Source organism: Acinetobacter calcoaceticus DSM 30006 = CIP 81.8 (assembly GCF_000368965.1).
Lineage (GTDB): Bacteria > Pseudomonadota > Gammaproteobacteria > Pseudomonadales > Moraxellaceae > Acinetobacter > Acinetobacter calcoaceticus.
On sequence record NZ_KB849779.1, the window covers coordinates 377,039 to 399,959 of the forward strand.

General features: G+C 39.0%; 18 protein-coding genes. 6 read left to right on the top strand and 12 right to left on the bottom strand.

What is annotated here, in order from left to right; all coding sequences use genetic code 11:
- Positions 1 to 83: 83 nt before the first annotated feature.
- Positions 84 to 800 carry a YidX family protein gene (locus tag F936_RS04155; RefSeq protein ID WP_016801760.1) on the top strand — a complete coding sequence of 239 codons (717 nt, stop codon included), beginning with the start codon at positions 84 to 86 and terminating at the stop codon, positions 798 to 800.
- 65 nt (positions 801 to 865) lie between these two features.
- Here the strand turns inward: F936_RS04155 and F936_RS04160 are convergent, their stop codons facing one another.
- Positions 866 to 1,510, bottom strand: a complete 645-nt coding sequence (locus F936_RS04160; RefSeq protein ID WP_016801761.1) for an RBBP9/YdeN family alpha/beta hydrolase — start codon at positions 1,508 to 1,510, stop codon at positions 866 to 868.
- A gap of 71 nt (positions 1,511 to 1,581) precedes the next feature.
- Between F936_RS04160 and F936_RS04165 the strand changes: the two genes are divergently transcribed.
- Positions 1,582 to 1,947 (top strand): MerR family transcriptional regulator, encoded by a 366-nt coding sequence (locus F936_RS04165; protein ID WP_005045149.1) that lies wholly within the window; start codon positions 1,582 to 1,584, stop codon positions 1,945 to 1,947.
- A gap of 21 nt (positions 1,948 to 1,968) precedes the next feature.
- Here the strand turns inward: F936_RS04165 and F936_RS04170 are convergent, their stop codons facing one another.
- A complete protein-coding gene (locus tag F936_RS04170; protein WP_005045150.1) occupies positions 1,969 to 2,727 on the bottom strand; it encodes a hypothetical protein in 759 nt (252 codons plus the stop codon).
- A 178-nt stretch (positions 2,728 to 2,905) separates the two neighbouring features.
- On the opposite strand from F936_RS04170, the gene F936_RS04175 reads away from it, so the two are divergent.
- The 3 genes from F936_RS04175 (at position 2,906) to F936_RS04185 (ending at position 6,131) form a co-directional block, all read left to right on the top strand.
- On the top strand, positions 2,906 to 3,607 hold the full coding sequence (locus tag F936_RS04175) for a DsbA family oxidoreductase (RefSeq protein ID WP_003654526.1): 702 nt from the start codon (positions 2,906 to 2,908) through the stop codon (positions 3,605 to 3,607).
- Between the two features lie 359 nt (positions 3,608 to 3,966).
- The gene (locus F936_RS04180) at positions 3,967 to 5,109 is read left to right on the top strand and encodes a hypothetical protein (protein ID WP_005045152.1); all 1,143 of its coding nucleotides are present in this window, start codon (positions 3,967 to 3,969) and stop codon (positions 5,107 to 5,109) included.
- A 125-nt stretch (positions 5,110 to 5,234) separates the two neighbouring features.
- Positions 5,235 to 6,131, top strand: a complete 897-nt coding sequence (locus F936_RS04185) for a hypothetical protein (RefSeq protein ID WP_005045154.1) — start codon at positions 5,235 to 5,237, stop codon at positions 6,129 to 6,131.
- A gap of 83 nt (positions 6,132 to 6,214) precedes the next feature.
- Here F936_RS04185 and htpG read toward each other — a convergent pair whose 3' ends face one another.
- From htpG to F936_RS04210, 5 genes are all read right to left on the bottom strand, one after another.
- The gene (htpG, locus tag F936_RS04190; protein ID WP_005045156.1) at positions 6,215 to 8,134 is read right to left on the bottom strand and encodes a molecular chaperone HtpG; all 1,920 of its coding nucleotides are present in this window, start codon (positions 8,132 to 8,134) and stop codon (positions 6,215 to 6,217) included.
- Between the two features lie 102 nt (positions 8,135 to 8,236).
- A complete protein-coding gene (locus tag F936_RS04195; RefSeq protein WP_005045158.1) occupies positions 8,237 to 8,590 on the bottom strand; it encodes a lysozyme inhibitor LprI family protein in 354 nt (117 codons plus the stop codon).
- Positions 8,591 to 8,778: 188 nt separating this feature from the next.
- Entirely contained in the window at positions 8,779 to 9,363 is a 585-nt protein-coding gene (locus F936_RS04200; RefSeq protein ID WP_026070293.1) for an OmpW/AlkL family protein, read from the bottom strand.
- A gap of 330 nt (positions 9,364 to 9,693) precedes the next feature.
- Positions 9,694 to 11,118 carry a Na+/H+ antiporter family protein gene (locus F936_RS04205; protein WP_005045162.1) on the bottom strand — a complete coding sequence of 475 codons (1,425 nt, stop codon included), beginning with the start codon at positions 11,116 to 11,118 and terminating at the stop codon, positions 9,694 to 9,696.
- A 101-nt stretch (positions 11,119 to 11,219) separates the two neighbouring features.
- Complete coding sequence (locus F936_RS04210; protein WP_080026185.1) at positions 11,220 to 12,098, bottom strand: alpha/beta fold hydrolase; 879 nt, start codon at positions 12,096 to 12,098, stop codon at positions 11,220 to 11,222.
- A gap of 117 nt (positions 12,099 to 12,215) precedes the next feature.
- Here F936_RS04210 and F936_RS04215 point away from each other — a divergent pair, with 117 nt between their 5' ends.
- On the top strand, positions 12,216 to 12,701 hold the full coding sequence (locus F936_RS04215) for a DUF4442 domain-containing protein (protein WP_005045166.1): 486 nt from the start codon (positions 12,216 to 12,218) through the stop codon (positions 12,699 to 12,701).
- A gap of 45 nt (positions 12,702 to 12,746) precedes the next feature.
- Here the strand turns inward: F936_RS04215 and F936_RS04220 are convergent, their stop codons facing one another.
- From F936_RS04220 to rplL, 5 genes are all read right to left on the bottom strand, one after another.
- Positions 12,747 to 13,103 carry a hypothetical protein gene (locus F936_RS04220; protein WP_003654509.1) on the bottom strand — a complete coding sequence of 119 codons (357 nt, stop codon included), beginning with the start codon at positions 13,101 to 13,103 and terminating at the stop codon, positions 12,747 to 12,749.
- 217 nt (positions 13,104 to 13,320) lie between these two features.
- Positions 13,321 to 13,686 carry a hypothetical protein gene (locus F936_RS04225; protein WP_005045169.1) on the bottom strand — a complete coding sequence of 122 codons (366 nt, stop codon included), beginning with the start codon at positions 13,684 to 13,686 and terminating at the stop codon, positions 13,321 to 13,323.
- A gap of 170 nt (positions 13,687 to 13,856) precedes the next feature.
- Positions 13,857 to 18,050 (bottom strand): DNA-directed RNA polymerase subunit beta', encoded by a 4,194-nt coding sequence (rpoC, locus tag F936_RS04230; protein WP_003654505.1) that lies wholly within the window; start codon positions 18,048 to 18,050, stop codon positions 13,857 to 13,859.
- Between the two features lie 86 nt (positions 18,051 to 18,136).
- Positions 18,137 to 22,225: a DNA-directed RNA polymerase subunit beta gene (gene rpoB / locus F936_RS04235; protein ID WP_003654504.1), complete on the bottom strand. Its 4,089-nt coding sequence runs from the start codon at positions 22,223 to 22,225 to the stop codon at positions 18,137 to 18,139.
- A 305-nt stretch (positions 22,226 to 22,530) separates the two neighbouring features.
- The gene (gene rplL, locus F936_RS04240; protein WP_003654503.1) at positions 22,531 to 22,896 is read right to left on the bottom strand and encodes a 50S ribosomal protein L7/L12; all 366 of its coding nucleotides are present in this window, start codon (positions 22,894 to 22,896) and stop codon (positions 22,531 to 22,533) included.
- Positions 22,897 to 22,921 lie beyond the last annotated feature (25 nt).

Consider the following 22,921-nt stretch of genomic DNA (forward strand, 5'->3'; position numbering starts at 1 on the left):
TCAGATCATACTGTTAGATTTAAATATTAAGATCTTTTGTTTATAGTCAGACTTTTATAAATCCATTGAATTCAACAGAAATAATGAACTTTAAAATATTAAATCAGAACATTCTCATGAGCTGCCTGCTAGTCAGTTTATTTCTCACTGGTTGTACGAGTAATCGCGTTATTGGTGAAAGTACACGAGAGCTATTTACAAAATATGAGTCAGGCCATGAATGGATCACTTTAGTTGAGGATGATGTAATGGCATTCGGAAAGCCATCAATATCTCTCCCTAATGAACCGGAGAACAGTATTGTCATCGCAGGTAAAAAATATAGTTATGTCATTAGTAAAGGCGGTAACGATTTCATTCAATTAATTAACCAGTTAAATCCACAATATATTCAAATAAGTAATGATCTGGATTTTATTGCACCTGCTTCCAACAGTAACCATTTTAGCGGGCACATGAGATTTTCTTATAATCCGCCTCATGGAAAACTGAATGAAAAGGAACTAGCTTTATTCAAACAATATGGCGTGGTTCAGTGTGACTGCACAGAAAAATTAGAATCACATAAATTTGATCTTAATCTTGAAGGAACTGTTTATCCTCCTGTAAACAATCTTAAAACAATAACCCATTTATCTAAGCCCTATCACGTCAGAATCAAATATCTTCACGATAAAAGCGGAAAAGTGTCCTTATCAACTAAGGAGAAGTTAGCAAACTTGCCATTACTTCCTTTTGCCTTAACTTTCGATGTAATTGTATTACCTTCTAAAATATTGGGTGTCCTTTATCAGCCTTAATAAACTTTCAATGACAATAATGAGTTTTCAAAAAGTAAAATCCCCGATCAATACGGGGATTTTTATTAGTTCTCTAACATCTCTTTTAAAGAATTCACGACTTGTGGAAACGTCGTATAAGCTTCCCTTCCTAAAAAATGCCCGCCATTTGGTACTGTAATGTACGGCGCATCAATTTCTTTAGCGAATTGAATCGTAAGTTTTGGTGGAACCAAATCATCATTATCAGACAAATACACAAGCTTTTTCTTTATACGATGAAAGTAACTCGTGTCGACTTTGCTTTTTGTTATATAAGCATCGAGTGGAGAAAAATCTGAAATAGTTCCAGAAAATCCGGATACTAAAATCATTCCACCAATGTTTTGATAATCATGTCTTTGTAAAAAGTGCAGTAACGTAATCACTCCTAAACTGTGTGCAACAAAATAGGTATTTTCATCCACACTAGGGATCTGTTGATCTAAAACCTTCTGCCAAGCATCCACATCTGGATGCTCAGAATCTGGAAATGGAATTAAGGTAACCGTTGTATGTTCGTCTTCTATTTGATGTTTTAAATCTAAAAACCAATGATCATCTATAGAAGCTGAATAACCATGAAGTACAAATATTTGACGCATGTTGTTCTCCCGAAGTTCAATTGTTTTGGCATTTGCAACAAATGACATGAAGCCGAATAACACCAATAAAATGAGTTTTCTAATCATGGAACAAGTACCATTTTGAAAGATATAAACATGCTAAACTATGACACCGATGTTAAGGTCAACCCTATTTTATGAACCTTGCCAAAGTTGCCGAACTCACAAAAGTAAGCCCTCGTATGCTGCGTTATTATGAGAGTTTAGGGCTTATACAGCCTCATCGGGCGAGTAATAACTATCGAAGTTATACGCAAAAAGATATTGAAAATATTAAGAAAATTAAAATATTAAATGATGCAGGAATGAATCTAAAAGACATTCAGGTCTTGTTGCCTTGTTTTGATTTAGATGAACGCGTATTTACGCTGTGTTCAGTAGTTCAAGAAAAGCTGCAAACTGAGCTCGTGCACGTGTCCCAGCAGTTAATCAAACTACAAACTTCTCAAAGTTTATTACAATCTTTTTTAACTAAAGGAAAAGCTAAGAGCACCAATCCATAAATTTTGATGCTCACGTTCAATTTATTCTTTTAAATCTCCCTCTAATGCAGCTACGTTCCTTTTCTTAATTTTCTCAACTTTTGCATTCAGCTTTAAAACATCTTGGTAAAGCTGGTTAAATTTTTTGACTTGGGCATTTTCATGAAAAAAAATCATTTGGTCTTTCTTTTGCCATGGATAGTTTTTTAGAAGTTTAAACATTTCTTCTGCTTTATCTAAAATTTGCAGTTCAATCATAAAAATTGCGTGATCTTGATCAGCCTTTTGTTGAGACCCCAATTTCATTTCCAGCAGTTGCCTCATCTCTGCATCCACAGATAATTCCTGAACTTTTGCTAAGAAAGTTTTATGAATTTTTTCATATTGAGTTTGATATTTATCTGAAGCCGTACGAACATCGGCTAACATTTTTTCTGTTTCCACATACTTCTGTTTTTTATCAAGATCTAAACGATCAACATTTAAAAAAGTATCCCACTTGGCTGCTTTTAATTCTCTTAAATATTCATTACGTGCATTTATATTTTGAATCCAATAACTTAAGAGAAATTCTGAAATTTGCTTATAGTGACCTGCCAAACGTTTATCGTGAATATCAAGTTGGATGGGCTTAGACCAGTCTTGTGCTTGGTCATAAAGCTGGTTCATTTTTTCAGTCATGACCACATCAAACATTTGGCTACTGTCTTTGGCCTGTTGCTGTTTGATATGTTGATAGGTGAAAAAAATAATACTCGTGATAACAACCAGACTTGCAATTGCAATCAAAACTCGGCGCATACACACCTCCTATTTCCCTTCTTATAGTTTTGCTCTTTATAGTTATGAAATAGAGCTTATATCTTCTTTATATGCCATTTATTTCACAATACGCAACACTCTATTCGCTATTCAAAGCTTTAAATCCTTGTACATCATCCCTATTATGATGGGTAATTAAAATTTATGAGATTCTCCCATGCGTGTTGATGTCTGGTCTGATGTAGTTTGTCCTTTCTGTTATATCGGCAAAAAACGCCTTGAACATGTAGCTGCTGAAGCAGGTATTGAGCTTGAAATTCACTGGCATAGTTTTGAATTAGATCCTGATGCACCAGCAAAACATGACACATCCAATACAGAACGTTTGGCTAAAAAATACGGCCGCACCTATGAAGAGATGGAAGAAATGGAGCGCAATATTGCGGCCATGGCTGCCTCTGAAGGTATTGATTTCCAATGGCAAAAGGCTAACTCTGGCAATAGTTTCAATGCACACCGTATTATTCACCTTGCACAAAGCAAAGGCTTAGGCAACCAAGCAAAAGAAGCTTTTTTTCATGCTTATATGACCGAAGGTTTGGCAATTGGTGAACGTGAGGTTGTTGAAGAAATCGCTTCTCGTATTGGTCTTGATAATGCCGAAGTTGAATTTGTATTAGATACAAATGAACTATCTGACTTTGTTCGTCATGACGAAAAAATTGCGAAAGAGCAGTTAAATGTTACTGGCGTGCCTTTTTTTGTATTTGATCAAAGAATTGCGCTTGCAGGTGCTCAACCACGTGAAGTCTTTTTAAACGTCTTAGAGCAAGCACAGCTCAAAGCAAATGCTGAAGAAGTTGAACAGGATGATGCGGCTGTTTGTAATGATGAATCATGTGATATTCCACAGAAATAAATCAGCACAATTAAAAGTGTGATTAAATCGTATGTTTTATCACCATTTTAGCAATAGAGCGTTCTAAAAAAAGAACTATCCAATTGTTTAAAATCAGTTTATCATTGCCGCTTAGAATATTCGCGCTGTAATGTTCTGTTTTTTATGTGTTTAATGATCGGAATTTGAAGTTTCCTTGATCTATCATCCCCCTTAACTGGGGGATTTTTTTATGTAAAAATAATCGCTACTAGCTTAAACTTTTTAATTTATTTCAAATATGTAAGAAAAGTTAAATTTACTTAACTTTTGTGTCTCCCTCTTGATTTTATTAGAAAAATCAACAAAAGTGGAAACAACAACAAAACATAAAGATAGATATGAAAACATTTCACGTAATGCCGTACCGGCAGCTTTTTGCACTTTTAACGCTTGGGTTTGGTTCGGTGTGCATAACTCATGCAGAGGCAACTCATACTTCTTCAACTCAAATGGTCGAAGGTTCAAGCTCTGGAGTCCAAACCGAAGCCACAACGGATGAAAATCTTCTAGATCAGATTCCGCGCTGGGTAGATGCGACCCCCACCATTTTTCCAGAGCAGTCTAATCAACCTATTGTTCCACCTACCGAACAAACAGAAGATCAAACATGGGTTGACCGTAAACAAAAGAACATTCGTCATTGGGCCGATCGTACTTCTGAAAAAATTGATAACTGGTTTGGTGAAGTCGATCCACAGAAACCTGCTACAGCAACCATCCGCGTAATGGTCGATAACTATTGGAATGAATACGATAACTTTGAAATTAAGCCCAGAATTCGCGGTAGGATTAAGCTACCTACTCTAGAAAAACGTCTAAGCGTCGTGTTTGGTGATGACTCTTTAGATAACGAATTTGATAATAGCCCAGCCAATATTAACCAGAACCCGAATCAAGATTCAAATAAGAAGCTAGATGGTAAGCAAACTCGAGATGACAACAGTTCAATCGCATTACGTTGGTCAGATTTCTCGAAAAAATTGCCTTTTGAAACAGATGCTGACTTAGGTATTCGTTCTGGAGACGATATTTACGTTCGTTTAAAAGCATCGAGAGATTGGCAACTCCGTAATGATTTTAAGTTTTATGCTGAGCAAATTTATCGTTATGGCATAGACAGCGAAAACTACTTACGTACTAATCTTGAACTTACACATGCCAAACCAAACCACCCGATTTTATCGAATCAGTTCAGCTTAACCTATGCCGATGACCAAGACGATGATTTAGAATGGGAAAACCGGACTTTCCGCCAACATAGTTTCTTTGCAAATAACCGTTTTAACTACGGTATTTATACCAGTGGTTATTACAGCGACAATGACTTGCGCCTAAATAGTTGGGGGCCTTTTGTTTCATGGCGCCAACCCGTTTTGCGTGAATGGTTCTTTGTTCAGGGAGATGTAAATTACATTAATGATCACCGCGAAGATCGCAATCATTATGTAAGCACATTCTTACGCCTAGAAGCACTTTTCTAAACTCATTAAGATCACCTTGGAACCTCATCCAAGGTGATCAATAATAAAATTTTTAAATAAAAATTTAAGCTTCGCATCTTAAGATATTGTTCTAATTTTCAATTTTGATTCTTGTCTTTAGAAAAATGAATCAATTCTCTTCTTTCCCATTTCAAAATAGATCAACTTTCTTCATTTGTATTTATAGTTTGGGTATATTGGTTTTACTTCCTCATACTCAATTTTTTTATAATTCATCAAAACATCAACGGTCACGGCGTTACCCCTATTCTTCTACGAGTTTCACTAAAGTCAAAAGACAATCACTTTCTCGCTCTCCTTGTGAACTAGAAACAAGCAATGCTTTATCAGACGATGCTCTAATTCAAGAGCTTATAGCTGTATTTGGGAATGATACGTTATGGAAGCGTGCAACACAGCCTAAACAACCTTATAAAGCCTTGGGTAAGAAAAAAAAGAAGGCTTCATCAAATCAAATTGAACCAATTAATCCACTCACTGCAAGCTGGACCACCATTTCAACCTGGATGCCTTTTGAAAATAATCTTGATTTAGGTTCAAACTCAGAAAGTGATGTCTATGTACAATTTTTGGCCAAGAAAAAATGGAATTTAAGGCATAACATTAGTTTGGATACTGAACAGGTCTTTCGCTATGGTTCGACCAGCCGGCACTATACTGAAACTACCTTAAACCTAACGCAGAAAATGCAAGATAACACATTATTTTCAAATAAATTTAATGTAAACAAGAGCGAAAATGAAGATTACAACTGGGGAAATTGGACTTTTCAACAATTTGAGTTTGTAAAAGATAATAGTCTGACTTACGGTGTTTATAGTGGTGGTGTATATACCAAAAATGATATGCGACTAAATAGCTGGGGACCTTATATTTCATGGCGCCAGCCTGTGTGGCGAAATTGGCTTTTTATGCAAAATGACCTTAACTTTTTTAACCATATTGATGATGATCCGAAACATCAACTCAGCGTTCAAATGAATCTAGAAGCTAATTTTTAGTCAGAAATCACCAAGTTGTGGATAACTCTTTCTTTATCCACAAAAAAGCCCCTGAAGGTTCAGAGGCTTTTTTTTATACCGAATTATTTCAGCAATAAGCTATTAATACGTTTTACATAAGCTGCCGGGTCTTCTGGTAAACCACCTTCAGCAATAACGGCCTGATCGAAAATCACATTTGCCAAATCATCAAAATGTTCTGAACCTTCAAGTTTTTTCACTAATGGATGTTCAGGGTTAATTTCTAAAATTGGTTTGATTTCAGGAACTTCTTGCCCCGCTTGTTTTAACATACGGATGAGTTGAGGTGATAACTCACCTTCGCTTGTTACTAAACACGCAGGAGAATCGACCAGACGCGTAGTTACGCGTACTTCTTTGGTTTTCGCTTTCAATGAATCACTTAGCTTATCAACAACAGGTTTGAACTGTTCAGCTGCTTGCTCAAGTGCTTTTTTCTCTTCAGCATCTTGCAAGTCACCTAAATCAACCGCGCCTTTAGAGACATTCTTTAATGGCGTACCTTCAAACTCTTGAACAAAGTTCATTGCCCATTCGTCAACACGCTCTGCCATTAATAATACTTCAATGCCTTTTTTCTTGAACAACTCAAGCTGTGGCGAGTTTTTCGCTGCCGCTAAACTATCAGCAGTCACATAATAGATGGCTTTTTGGCCCTCTTTCATACGTGCCTTATAGTCAGCGAAAGAAGTCGTTACTTCATCATTTGTTGAAGTCGCATAACGTAATAATTTTAAAATACGTTCGCGGTTACCAAAGTCTTCGCCCAAGCCTTCTTTAATAACTGAGCCAAACTCACTATAGAAGGTCTTGAATTTTTCTTGGTCTTTTTCATCTTCCGATTTAGCCAAACCATCAAGCACAGTTAATACACGGCGTGCATTACCTTCTCGAATCGTTTTTACATCACGGCTTTCTTGCAACAACTCACGGCTGACATTCAGTGGTAAATCAGCACTGTCCACTACACCTTGAACAAAACGTAGATAATTTGGAATTAAATTATCCGCATCGTCCATAATAAAGACACGTTTCACATAGAGCTTAATGCCCGCTTTTGCTTCACGAGTAAAAATGTCATGTGGCGCTTTACTTGGAATATAAAGTAATTGGGTATATTCGGTACTACCTTCAACGCGGTTATGCGCCCAAGCTAGTGGTGCATCAAAGTCATGAGTTAAGTTTTTATAAAACTCAATGTACTGCTCTTCAGTCACTTCACTCTTGTTACGTGTCCATAACGCACTTGCCGAGTTGATCGCTTCCCACTCGCCAGTTTTGACCATTTGACCGCCTTTAGACTCTTCGCCTTCAGCCGCCTCTTCCTCTTGCCAAACTTCTTTTTGCATTTCAATTGGCAAGCTAATGTGATCAGAGTATTTATTAATGATCTGCTTAACTTTATGAGATTCTAAATAATCCAGCGCGTCATCACGCAAGTGAAGAATGATGTCGGTACCACGTGAAGCCTTATCAATTTGCTGGACTTCGAACTCGCCTGTACCACCACTAATCCAACGCACCCCTTCAGATGCATCTAGACCTGCACGGCGTGATTCCACCGTAATTTTATCGGCAACAATAAAACCTGAGTAAAAGCCAACACCAAACTGACCAATCAACTGAGCATCTGCTTTTTGATCACCAGTCAATTTTGACATGAAATCTTTAGTACCCGATTTTGCAATGGTACCCAAGTTATCAATCGCTTCTTGCTGGTTTAAGCCAATACCGTTATCAGAAATCGTTAAAGTCTTATCTTCTTTATTTAAAATGACTCGTACATGTAAATCTGGATCATTTTCATAATATTCAGGATGATTAATTCCTTCAAAGCGCAACTTATCACATGCATCTGATGCATTAGAGATAAGCTCGCGTAAGAAAATCTCAGGGTTAGAATAGAGAGAATGCGTCACTAAATGTAAAAGCTGTGCAACTTCCGCTTGGAAACTATAATTTTGTGATGCTTGTTCACTCATAAATCACTCCTTAAATTTTGAAGTCTGTTTGTTCTCGAATGCTTTATGAATGGAGTACTTCTAGAATTTTTCAATCCTGAATATTAAAAATTTTTACTCTAATTAAAATGGGCCATGGCTTAGCACTCTATCTTGCAATATTGTGTCTAACTGCTTTTGACGTTGTTGATAAGCTTTAGCAATACAACTTACACCAGCAGCACAAGCATTTCTTTTTTTCAGCCATTGGTATTGAGCATCTTTCTGGCTATCACGCCCACCCATTGGTAAAGCATGCAGAACAATTTGATAGGTTGTTGCCATTTTTACATCTGCATCATTTAAAGAACGGTTTTTACATATACTTTTTTCCGTTTTAGTTTTTGCAGCATCACACGAGAAACTTGCAGCTTGCAAACTCTGTGCAAAGGCAATACCACTAAAAAGAGCCAAATACATCGCTAATTTTTTGTTCATGATTTTATTTCCATGTTTTGTAATGAATAAAAATTAGTTTAGAAAAAAATATGCATAAGATGTGTAGAAAACTGTCTGTTTTATGCTTTTTTTAGTGCAAGTAAAACTCATAAAAAAACCTCACATAAAATATATGTGAGGTGCCTGAGTCTAGGTTTATTATTATATTGTTCTATTTATTATTATGCTTAAAATTTATAGCTATAACCTAAAGTGTAAACAAATGGATTAATATCTAAATTAAATCTAGTCCCATCATTTAAAGTAACCTTCGGACTTAAATCAGCATAACGAACATCTACAAATACTCCCCAGTTTTTAGCATCAGCAGGCTGGAAATTAAAACCAACTTGTCCTGCTACACCAAAATCTTCTTTCACATCTTTTACAATGCCATCTTCATCCCAAGCAATAAATGCTGTAGCACCAACACCAATATACGGCGTGAAACGAGTCGAATTTTTAAAATTATATTTAGCAGTAATGGTTGGTGGTAACTGTTTAAGACTCGCTACTTTATTTCCATTTAGCAATACATCATGGTTAATTGGTGTTGCTAATAATAATTCAGCCGAAAATGGAGATTGGCCAAAAAAGTATTCTACTGATGGTGTAAATGCATATTCATTGTCTGCTTTAACTACAGTGTTTTCAGCAAGTGTCGTATCTTCCGAAGGAGCGACAACACTACCACCAAATTTCACTTGCCAGTTACCAGCAAAAGTAAAAGAAGACATCCCCATTAATGCAACAACCAAAGCTTTTTTGAACACTTTAATATCTCCAAACTTATTTATATTTATAATAAACATGTATTTTAAAATCATGCAATACTCATTATAAAATTATTTTATCTTTTATTTTTAAATATCTGTTTTAAATAAAATTATATATTAACCAACTATTTTAATTGGTTTTAAACCCAACCTTATTAATCAAGATTATTTTATATCACCAACCATTTTAATATACTTTTTAATTCTGAGTATTTTAATATAATTTATTTTAAATACATCTTTTATTTATTCAATAAAAAAACCTTCTTAATTTAAATCTAAAGATCATCATTAAGAAGGTTAATCATTCAATATTTTATAAAAAACCTATAAAACCATTGCAGCAATCCAGCCAAAAATTAATAGCGGAATATTAAAATGAATAAATGTAGGTACAACCGTATCCCAAATATGATCATGTTGCCCATCTACACCTAAACCAGCTGTTGGCCCTAAGGTTGATTCAGAAGCTGGTGAACCTGCATCGCCTAATGCTGCTGCCGTCCCAATAAGGGCAATAGTCGCTAATGGTGAAAATCCAAACTGTACGCATAAAGGTACATAAATGACAGCAAGTACAGGTACACTTGAGAAAGATGAACCAATACCAATTGTGACAAATAAACCAATACAAAGCATTAAGAAAGCCGCAAGTGCTCGGTTATCTCCGATAATATCGACTACACCGTTCACTAGCTGATTAATATCTCCCGTATGGGTCATTACCGATGCGAAGCCCGCAGCGGAAATCATAATGAAACCCACCAAGGCCATCATCCGCATGCCTTGTACAAAGACATCATCTGCATCTTGCCACTTAAAAATTCCGGCGGTAGATAGAACAGCAAAACCGACTAAACCACCCAAAATCATTGAACCGGAATAGAGCTGTGCAGCGAGTGTCAGACCGATTGCAAGGAGTGCCATAAAAATGGTTTTCTTCGCAATCACTGGTGCCTGCTCTGCCTCATGCTTTAACTCTTCAGCATCTGCTTTTAAGTCAGCTGTTTCGACTTGAGTAGTTGCACGAAGAGGCTTATCTAAATCAATCGTTGTGGTTGGCGTAATAGCGCGATCGGCATAAATCCTTGGTTTCCGGTAGCTAATAAATACAGCAACCAAAGTACCTAAAACCATTCCTAAAACTGGAATGGCCATGCCAATTGACATCATCCCACGCTCTACATGCAAGCCGTACGCCGCACCGACCTTGTTGATATTTCCCATCAAAATTTGTTCAAGGAAAATTGCACCAAACCCAACTGGAAGGAAAATATAAGTTCCGACTAAACCTAGCGTAAGCACACAGGCTGCTGCTCTACGGTCTAACTTTAAATGGTTCATTACCCGTAATAATGGCGGAACGAGTACAGGAATAAAGGCAATATGAACCGGAATAAGGTTCTGAGAGAAAATAGCTGAAATAAGTAAAATACCTAATAGTAGATATTTCACTTTAGTTTGACGGCTTTTTCCCGCTTCCATTCCCAACAAACCAATAAGTTTATGAGCAAGTAAATCAGGTAAACCAGATTTTGAAAGTGCTAGAGCGAATGCTCCTAGCACTGCATAGGCAAGTGCGACTTCAGCACCATCACCAAGACCAGCGTTAAAGGCATCAACGGTTTGAGAAAGGCTTAAACCTGCTACGAGGCCGCCTACAATGGCAGAAACCACTAAAGTCAGTACGACAGAAACGCGTGCCAGTGATAATAAAAACATCACTGCAATCGCAATAACGACAGCATTCATGAATAAATTCAGAGCAAAACAAAAGGCGATATTCTATCAGATTCAGATCTATGAAGCCGAAAATATCGCCGAATTAACTGTTTTATGCAGTCACTCAATCATTAAGCTTGAGCCTTAATAAACTGACGAATATGATCTGCAATTTTCGCAGGCTCACTCAGAATTGCCCAGTGATTTGCTTCAAGCTCTACATATTCAAATTTTTCTACCCACTTTGGCATAGCCTCAGTGATATATTCAGGGCTCACAAAAGTATCATATTTTAAAATAACCGCTTTAACTGGACATTGCGCATAACGTTGACGTGGGCCAGTTAAACGAGGAATAAAATTGGCACGATATAAATTAATGCCATATTTACCATCAGCATTAATATTATTATTTAAAGGTAAATTACTTTTCCTCTCCAACTGAGTCAGAACTTTCCCCCATTTTTCAGGGCTAAAAAGAGACCACACTGTTGGCGCTAGTAATGGAAGATGGAATGCACCGATATACCATGATTTAGTTAATATTTTTAAAACATGGCTTGGTGCAGATTTAAATTTGTCACGTAAGAATAAAGCTGCATGATCAAGACATGGCCCAGAAATTGTTGTATATGACAATAAACGCCCTTTAAATTTAGGCTCTGTTGCCGACTCCCAAGATTGGATCGAACCCCAATCGTGTGCAGCCATATGAAATTGACGATTTGGTAATAATTCATCAACGACTTCTTGTAAGTCTAGAGATAAACGCTCTAAACGGTAATCACGAATACGTTTTGGTATAGATGACAAACCCGCTCCACGTACATCATAGGTGACAATGTAGAAGTCATTGATTAAATGTTCAATGATTGATTCCCATACTTCTTGATTGTCAGGATAACCATGTACTAAAACCAACGGTGTATTTTTTTCGTCGCCCCATGTCTTGGCACAAAGCGTTTGTTGGTCACTTGTTGTTACTGTATGAACTTTTGGCTGCATAATCATTTCCTATCTTGTTTTTCAATCGATCATGTCGTTAGTCGGATAGAGCATTGCCATCAATATAAAAAAGATGATACTTATCTAGTATGAATACTGTTTCAATAAAAAAAATTGACTATTATGGCTATTTTAAGAAGACTTCAGAACAATCCTACGATTTCAAAATTTCTATTTAATCACTACCCTCCTTATCGAGGAGCAGGGATTTATATTGAAATCATGAATTTAGAACTTTGTCATGTACGAGTAAAAATGCCTCTGACTTGGAAAAACCAAAATTTGGTTGGAACGCATTTCGGGGGCAGTATTTATTCAATGGTTGATCCATTTTATATGATGATTCTGCTGCATCATCTCGGATCAAAATATATTGTTTGGGATAAAGCTGCTGAAATTAATTTTCTTTCCCCTGGTCGAAGCACTGTGCATGCAGATATTCGAGTCGACTTGGCTGAAATTGAGCAAATTCGTGAACTTGCCGACAACTTCGAACCTGTTTTAAGAACCTATCATTTAAACATTTTTGATGAAACTGGAGTAAGAATTGCTGAAGTTCAAAAAACGCTTTATATCAGACGTAAAAAAGCAAAACCCTTTCAACAATAAAAATAAGCGCTGAATAAGCGCTTATTTTATTAATTTGCTAAATTTTTATTTTTTCTCTTCAATCGCTGCACCAGCACCACCACCAATCGCACCGCCAATTGCAGCACCAGAGTCACCACCCAATATTGCTTTACCTACCACAGAACCGATACCCGCTCCGATCGCACTCTTAGTCGTGGTTTGCTTACTACCGCCTTGGGTATTTGAACCAACACCAGCACCTACTGCTGCGCCTAAGCCTGCACCCACACCACCGCCTACATGGTTACCTAAACCACCACCTAGTGCACCACCTGCTGCTGCTGCACCAATACGCTGGTCAGATGGACTCATATTTTGACAACCTGTAAACATAAGCGTAGACAGCATCACAGCAGAAACTAATCCAATTGTTTTTTTCATGACCATACTCACTATTATCTGTTCTAATAAAAAGCATAATCCTCTTTTATGAGGAATTTGATCAGATTGTGTTATTCGTCTGTCCTAATCGATTGATATTTTGTAAAGCTCTTCCTTTTATACCTACTCATTGAAATTTTAATTATAAAAAAGGCATAAAAAAGAAGTCTCTAATAAGATAAAGACTTCTAAGGTTTAAACATTATTAAGGGTACTTTTAGTACTTCCCTTTCTTCTCTTCATAGGCTGCGCCTGCACTACCACCTAGTGCTCCACCTGCAGCAGCACCAGTGTCGCCACCAATTACTGCTCCACCTAATACCGCACCGACACCAGCACCAATTGCGCTATTACGAACGGTTTTACTACTAGACCCTTTTGCATTAGCTGCAACACCTGCACCGAGTGCCGCTCCTAAACCTGCACCAATATTACCGCCCACATGTTTACCGACGGCACCACCTGCACCACCACCAATCGCAGCTGAACCAATACGTTTACTTTCTGGGCTTGCATTCTGGCAACCAACAAATAAAGTTGTTGACATCAACCCAACACTAACAATCATCATCATTTTTTTCATTAGATTTACTCCAGTCTTCATAAGCAGGTAGCCTAATATGTTTTTGTGGAGGGTTTATCCCGCTTAAGTAATAAAATAATGGCTCTTCAATATGTTTTTGTAATTACCACTTTTAATTGTTATAAATAAAAAAGGCACCCTTAGGTGCCTTTTTTAGTGCCAGTCCAAACTTAGAATTGTTCTGAGTTTAATGCTTGGCTGAATGCTTGGTCTACTTCGCTGAAGTCATTGTGAAGCTCATGTTCAGCAGCTTCTGCTTCTTGACGACGACGTTCTAGGTGATATGCAAGACCAGTACCAGCTGGAATCAAGCGACCCACTACAACGTTTTCTTTCAAGCCACGTAAATCATCTTCTTTACCTGTTACAGCCGCTTCAGTTAACACACGAGTTGTTTCCTGGAACGATGCAGCAGAGATGAACGAGTCAGTAGAAAGCGATGCTTTAGTGATACCCATCAATAGACGTTCGAACTTCGCAGGGAACTTGTTCTGAGCCAAGACAGCTTGGTTCTCTTGTACCATGCGGATGTAATCCACTTGCTCGCCTTTGATGAAGCTTGTATCGCCACCATCGGTGATATCAACTTTACGCAACATTTGACGTACGATAACTTCAATATGTTTGTCGTTGATTTTTACACCTTGGAGACGGTATACGTCTTGAACTTCGTTCACGATGTAGTTAGTTAATGCAACTTCGCCTTTCAAACGTAAGATGTCATGCGGGTTTTGTGGACCATCAGAAACAGTTTCACCACGGTTCACATGCTCGCCTTCAAACACGTTGATTTGACGCCATTTTGGAATCAACTCTTCGTAGATCTCAGAACCATCATCAGGGCTAATTACCAAACGGTTTTTACCCTTAGTCTCTTTACCGAAGCTTACAACACCTGAAACTTCAGCAAGAATTGCATGTTCTTTCGGCTTACGTGCTTCGAACAAGTCAGCTACACGCGGAAGACCACCGGTAATATCACGAGTACGTGATGTTTCTTGTGGTACACGACCAATAACGTCACCCACACCAATCGTTTCGCCATCGCGAACAGTTACGATTGTGTTTTGTGGCAAGAAGTAGAACTGTTCGCCGCCATCTGTTGTATCCAACACGATCGCAGGACGTAAATCTTTACCAGAAGCAGGACGAGCTGTTACAGGTAAGATTTCAACAGTAGTCATACCAGTTGCATCATCAGTTTTTGATGTTGCAGTTACGCCATCAGCAATTTGGCTGAAACGTGCTTTACCAGCAACTTCTGTTACTAATGGATGTGTATGCGGATCCCAAGTCGCCACAATACCGCCAGCTTCTACAGATTCACCATCTTTCAACAAGATGCTTGCACCGTAAGGAAGTTTATAGCGCTCGCGTTCACGACCTAAATCATCGGCAATACCAATTTCACCTGAACGAGAAACTGAAACCAAGTGACCTTTTGCATGCTGTACAGTTTTCACGTTATGGAAACGTACAGTACCTTTGTTACGTACTTGAACACTGTTTGCAGCAGAAGTTCGGCTCGCAGCACCACCAACGTGGAACGTACGCATCGTTAACTGTGTACCTGGTTCACCAATAGACTGTGCTGCCATTACACCTACTGATTCACCTGGGTTAACCAAGTGACCACGTGCAAGGTCACGGCCATAACATCTAGCACATACACCAAAAGCAGATTCACAAGCAATTACTGAACGTACTTTGACTTCATCCACACCCGCTTCTTCAAGATGAGCTGCGATTTTTTCGTCAATTAACGTACCGCGAGGTAATACAACTTCATCATCAGATGCACGACGTACATCTTCAGCAGTTACACGACCTAATACACGGTCACGTAATGGCTCGATAACATCGCCACCTTGAATGAATGGAGTCATTACTAGACCACCCGCTGTACCACAGTCAGGCTCAGTAATTACCAAATCTTGTGCTACATCTACAAGACGACGTGTCAAGTAACCAGAGTTCGCAGTTTTTAATGCTGTATCGGCCAAACCTTTACGCGCACCGTGTGTTGAAATGAAGTACTGAAGTACTGTCAAACCTTCACGGAAGTTCGCTTTAATCGGCGTTTCGATAATCGAACCGTCTGGTTTTGCCATCAAGCCACGCATACCAGCAAGCTGACGAATCTGTGCCGCACTACCACGGGCACCAGAGTCAGACATCATATAGATGCTGTTGAATGATTTTTGCTTCTCGTCTTCACCTTGTTTGTTTTTCACAACGGTATAAGACAAGTTATCCATCATTGCTTTAGCAACTTGGTCGTTTGTACGCGCCCAGATATCGACAACTTTGTTATAACGCTCACCAGCAGTTACGAAACCTTGTTCGAACTGTTGTTCGATTTCACGAACTTCTGTTTCTGCTTTATCAATAATTGTGTGCTTAGTAGGTGGAATTAACATGTCTTCCATACCTACAGATACACCTGAACGAGTCGCTTGACGGAAGCCCAAGTACATTAATTGGTCAGCAAAGATAACTGTATCTTTCAAACCAAGTTTACGGTAACAAGAGTTGATTAACTTTGAGATATTCTTTTTAGTCATCTCAAGGTTGATCATGTCAAAGCTTAAGCCTTGTGGAACAACTTCCCAAAGCAAACAGCGACCTGGTGTTGTCTCAACAATAATAGTGCCGTGTTCACGCTCACCATCTTCATTGATAACAGTTTGATGCACACGTACTTTAACACGAGCATGAATCGCAACCTGACCAGTTGCAAGTGCACGGTTTACTTCGTGAGTATCAGCAAACACCATGCCTTCGCCTTTAGCATTTATTGCATCACGTGTGATGTAGTAAAGGCCTAAGACAACGTCCTGAGAAGGAACGATGATCGGCTCACCATTTGCTGGTGACAAGATGTTGTTTGTTGACATCATCAATGCACGAGCTTCTAACTGTGCTTCAAGTGTCAATGGAACGTGTACCGCCATTTGGTCACCATCGAAGTCGGCGTTAAACGCAGCACAAACGAGTGGGTGAAGACGGATGGCCTTACCTTCAATAAGAATAGGTTCAAATGCTTGAAGACCTAAACGGTGAAGTGTTGGCGCACGGTTCAACATTACTGGATGTTGACGAATTACAGAAGCAAGAACGTCCCAAACTTCTGGAGTCTCACGCTCAACCATTTTCTTCGCAGCTTTAATGGTTGTTGCCTGACCTGAAGCTTGTAGTTTCGCGAAAATGAATGGCTTGAATAATTCAAGTGCCATTTTCTTCGGAAGACCACATTGGTGAAGACGTAAAGTAGGACCTACAGTAATTACCGAACGACCAGAATAGTCAACACGCTTACCTAGTAAGTTCTGACGGAAACGACCTTGTTTACCTTTGATCATATCTGCCAAAGATTTTAACGGACGTTTGTTAGAACCAGTAATTGCACGACCACGACGACCGTTATCAAGCAATGCATCTACAGACTCTTGTAACATACGTTTTTCGTTACGTACGATAATGTCTGGTGCTGCAAGATCAAGAAGACGCTTCAAACGGTTGTTACGGTTAATGACACGACGATATAAATCGTTCAAGTCAGAAGTCGCGAAACGACCACCTTCAAGTGGAACTAATGGACGTAAATCAGGTGGAAGTACAGGAAGTACATTCATCACCATCCATTCTGGCTTGTTGTTTGAATCGTTGAACGCTTCCATCAATTTCAAGCGCTTAGACGCTTTTTTCAACTTCGTTTCAGAAGTTGTTTGAGGAATTTCTTCACGTAAACGTGCGATTTCAGCTTCAAGATCGATATCTTTTAATAAGTCCTGAATCGCTTCTGCACCCATTTTCGCAGTGAATTCATCACCGTGTTCTTCAAGTGCATTGAAGTATTCTTCGTCTGTTAAAAGTTGATACTTTTCAAACGGAGTCATACCTGGGTCAGTTACAACGTATGATTCGAAATACAATACACGTTCGATATCACGAAGCGTCATATCAAGTAATAAACCGATACGAGATGGTAACGATTTTAAGAACCAGATATGTGCAACTGGAGAAGCGAGTTCAATGTGACCCATACGTTCACGACGAACTTTCGCTGTAGTTACTTCAACGCCACATTTTTCACAAATGACGCCTTTGTATTTCATACGCTTGTATTTACCACACAAGCATTCGTAATCTTTTACTGGACCAAAAATTTTGGCACAGAACAAACCGTCACGTTCTGGTTTAAAAGTACGGTAGTTAATTGTCTCAGGTTTTTTAACTTCACCATGAGACCATGACTTAATCATTTCTGGTGACGCAAGACCAATACGGATACGGTCAAACTCAATTGGTGCATGACCATCTGAGTCCGTTTTCTTACGCATGATATCGAGCAAGTCTTTCAATTTTTTTCTCCGTGTGTCGGGAAGCAACGCTTACCCGACTGGGTCACAAATATTGTTTTTTCCTAAAAAATCGTGAGTCTTACGACTTAGTCACCATTTTTCAGTTCAATGTTGATACCTAAAGAACGGATCTCTTTGGTCAATACGTTGAACGATTCAGGCATACCCGGATCCATATAATGGTTACCATCTACAATATTCTTATAGATGCGTGTACGACCTTCAACGTCATCCGACTTAACAGTTAACATCTCTTGAAGTGTATATGCTGCGCCGTAAGCTTCGAGTGCCCAGACCTCCATCTCACCGAAACGCTGACCACCGAATTGTGCTTTACCACCAAGCGGTTGTTGAGTAACAAGTGAGTAAGAACCTGTTGAACGCGCATGCATTTTGTCATCAACCAAGTGGTTCAATTTGAGCATATACATGTAACCTACAGTTACAGGACGATCAAACTGTTCACCCGTACGACCATCAAACAATACTGTTTGACCAGTACGCGAAATATCAGCTAATTCAAGTAAGTCTTTAATTTGACTTTCTTCAGCACCATCAAATACAGGAGTAGCTAAAGGCACACCAGCACGTAAGTTGCCTGAAAGTGCTAAGACTTCAGCATCAGTTAAGCTATCAAGATCTTCTTGCTCGCCGCCGACTTTGTTATAAATCTTGTCTAAGAATTCGCGAAGTTCTAAAACTGTGCGCTGTTCTTTCAACATTTTTTCGATTTTATCACCAAGCCCTTTAGCTGCCATACCCAAGTGAGTCTCAAGAATCTGACCCACGTTCATACGAGATGGTACACCCAATGGGTTCAATACGATATCTACCGGCACACCGTTAGCATCGTGTGGCATGTCTTCAACAGGTAAAATGTTAGATACAACACCTTTGTTACCGTGACGACCAGCCATTTTATCACCAGGCTGAATACGACGTTTAACTGCTAGGTAAACTTTAACAACTTTCAGAACACCTGTTGTTAACTCATCACCAGTCGAAAGCTTACGTTTCTTCTCTGCAAACTTCTCATCAATTTCTGCGCTCTTCTCTTTCAAGAACACTTGAATTTGAGATAAACGTTCAGCAATTGCTTCATCTGTAGGTTGGATTTCAAGTAAGTCAACAAGCTCTAAACCAGACAACATACCGTCAACGAGCTTGTCGCCACGTTTAGTCGAACCACCACCGTTAGACTCTTGGCCGTTAAGCAAACGAATTACACGCTCACGAGCTGCTTCTTCAAAGATCTTGTATTCTTCTTTCAAGTCTTTACGGTAAGCGTCAAGTTGTGCTTTTTCAATTGCCATCGCACGGTCATCTTTCTCTAAGCCATCACGCGTGAAGACTTGAACATCGATAACTGTACCTTTAGTACCAGATGGAACACGTAAAGATGAGTCTTTAACGTCAGCCGCTTTCTCACCAAAGATTGCACGAAGCAATTTTTCTTCAGGAGTTAACTGAGTTTCACCTTTAGGCGTTACTTTACCAACAAGGATGTCACCAGCAGTAACTTCCGCACCAATATAAACGATACCAGATTCATCAAGTTTAGAAAGTGCAGCTTCACCTACGTTAGGAATATCGGCAGTAATTTCTTCTGCACCTAACTTAGTATCACGCGCTACACATGATAATTCTTGAATATGAATAGAAGTTAAACGGTCTTCTTGAAGTACACGCTCAGATAATAAAATCGAGTCTTCGTAGTTGTAACCATTCCACGTCATGAACGCTACACGCATGTTTTGACCAAGCGCAAGCTCACCCATATCTGTTGACGGACCGTCTGCCAAGATGTCACCGCGAGCAACTTTGTCGCCCAAATTCACGATAATATTTTGGTTGATACAAGTGTTTTGGTTAGAACGTGTATATTTAATGAGATTGTAAATATCTACACCAGCCTCACCTGCAATCATTTCATCTTCGTTTACACGAATAACGATACGAGAAGCATCTACATATTCAATCGCACCACCACGGTTTGCGATCACACATACGCCCGAGTCACGTGCAACGTTCGCTTCCATACCTGTACCTACAAGCGGTTTATCCGCACGTAGAGTAGGAACCGCCTGACGTTGCATGTTTGAACCCATCAATGCACGGTTCGCGTCATCGTGTTCAAGGAATGGAATAAGCGATGCAGCTACAGATACAACCTGCTGTGCAGATACATCCATATGCGTCACTTTTTCAGGTGGCATACGTACAAAGTCACCTTGGTGACGAACAGAAACAAAATCTTCTGTTAAGTTACCATCTTTATCTATCGCAGAATCGGCCTGTGCAATAACAGTACCTACTTCTTCAATAGCAGAAAGGTATTCAACAGCATCAGTTACTCGGCCATCTACCACTTTACGGTAAGGTGTTTCCAAGAAACCAAAATCATTTGCTTTTGCATAAACAGAAAGCGAGTTGATCAAACCAATGTTTGGACCTTCCGGCGTTTCAATTGGACATACACGACCATAGTGAGTTTGATGTACGTCACGTACTTCAAAGCCCGCACGTTCACGTGTTAAACCACCAGGTCCAAGCGCTGATACACGACGCTTATGTGTAATCTCAGATAATGGGTTGTTTTGATCCATAAACTGAGACAATTGGCTTGAACCAAAGAATTCTTTGATCGCAGCTGCAACTGGTTTTGCGTTAATGAGATCTTGCGGAGATAAATTATCTGTTTCTGCTTGGCTTAAACGTTCTTTAACAGCACGTTCAACACGAACCAAACCAACACGGAATTGGTTTTCAGTCATTTCACCAACAGAACGTACACGACGGTTACCCAAGTGATCGATATCATCGACTTCACCTTTACCGTTACGGATTTCAACTAATGTACGTAATACATCGATGATATCTTCGTGCGATAAAATACCTTCTACTTCACGTGACTTCTGGTCAGTACCAACTTCGTATGGGCGACCCAAACGACGGTTGAATTTCATACGACCTACTGGAGATAAGTCATAACGTTCAGAAGAGAAGAATAAGTTATTAAATAAGTTTTCAGCAGCTTCTTTTGTTGGTGGCTCGCCTGGGCGCATTACTTTATAGATTTCAACTAATGCTTCTTCACGACCAGATGTTGTGTCAGCACGTAATGAGTCAGCAACAAATGAACCACGGTCAATATCGTTCGTAAACAAGATATTGAACTGTTTAACACCGCCTTCTGCCAGTTTCACCATAACTTCATGGCTTAACAATGTATTTGCAGCAATCACATCACCATTACGTAAAGTAATATCTTCGGCAGTGATACGCTCATACAGGTACTCATCAGGAACTGATAGCTTAGCTAAACCAGAAGCTTCCATTTGACGTACGTGACGTGCATTAATACGTTTACCTTGCTCAACAATGATTTTACCGTCATTGTCTGCAATATCAAATTGCGCCATTTCGCCACGCAGACGATCTGGAACGAGGTCAATTTGATAGCTACCCATATCAAGATATACAGGCACTTTTTCATAGAACAAATTCAAAATTTGTTCATTGTTATAACCCAATGCGCGCAACACAACAGTTGCTAATAATTTACGACGACGGTCAATACGTACATAAACTAAATCTTTTGCATCAAATTCAAAATCTAACCATGAACCACGGTAAGGAATAATACGTGCAGAATAAAGTACTTTACCACTTGAATGTGTTTTGCCTTTATCGTGATCAAAGAACACACCAGGTGAACGGTGTAATTGAGATACGATTACACGCTCAGTACCATTGATCACAAAGGTACCATTATCTGTCATGAGTGGCATTTCACCCATGTAGACTTCTTGTTCACGTACGTCTTTAATAGATTTAGTTTCGCGATCTTTAATAATCAAACGAATTTTTACGCGCATTGGTGCCGCATAAGTCGAACCACGTAAAATACATTCACGCACATCAAACTCAGGCTTACCAAGGCTATACTCAACAAATTCTAAAGCAGCATTGCCAGAATAACTTTCTATAGGGAAAACTGAACGAAATGCGGCTTGGAGACCGATATCTTCGCGGTTTTTTGGAGATTTGCCACCTTGCAAGAACGTTCTATACGAATCGACCTGGATCGAAAGTAAGTACGGTGCTTCCATTACTTGGGGCAATTTACCAAAATTCTTACGGATCCGTTTCTTTTCGGTATATGAGTATGCCATCTGGAGTCCTCGGAAAGTAAACCAAGCCCGCCTGCAGAACGGGCTCAGAAGGAATTACACAGGCCGATATGGCCACCACTGTTTACAAATGCTGCAATTTTTAGTGGTATTAAAACGCTTAACAATATTTTTTAAAAAGAAAAATATTGGTAAACATTTGAAATTACTCTGATTATTCTAAAACACGACAATTATTGTACAGAACAAACAAAAATCGAGCCGATTATTGTAACGCAAAAAGGCTGATGACCCAAGAGCCATCAGCCATTTTATGGAGCCGATTTAAAAACCGACTCCTTTTACAATTACTTAAGTGTAACTGTAGCACCAGCTTCTTCAAGTTTCTTCTTAAGTTCTTCGCCTTCTTCTTTAGAAATGCCTTCTTTAAGAACTTGTGGAGCACCTTCAACTAGGTCTTTAGCTTCTTTAAGACCAAGGCCAGTTGCTTCACGAACTGCTTTAATTACAGCTACTTTGTTAGCACCAAAAGAAGTCAACTCAACGTTGAATTCAGTTTGTTCTTCAGCAGCAGCAGCAGCAGGAGCAGCAGCTACAGCTACAGCAGCAGCAGATACGTTGAATTTTTCTTCAAAAGCAGAAATAAGTTCAACAAGTTCAAGAACAGTTTTTTCAGCAACTGCGTTTAGGATTTCTTCGTTTGTTAAAGCCATGAGATTAACTCCAAATGGGTATTGA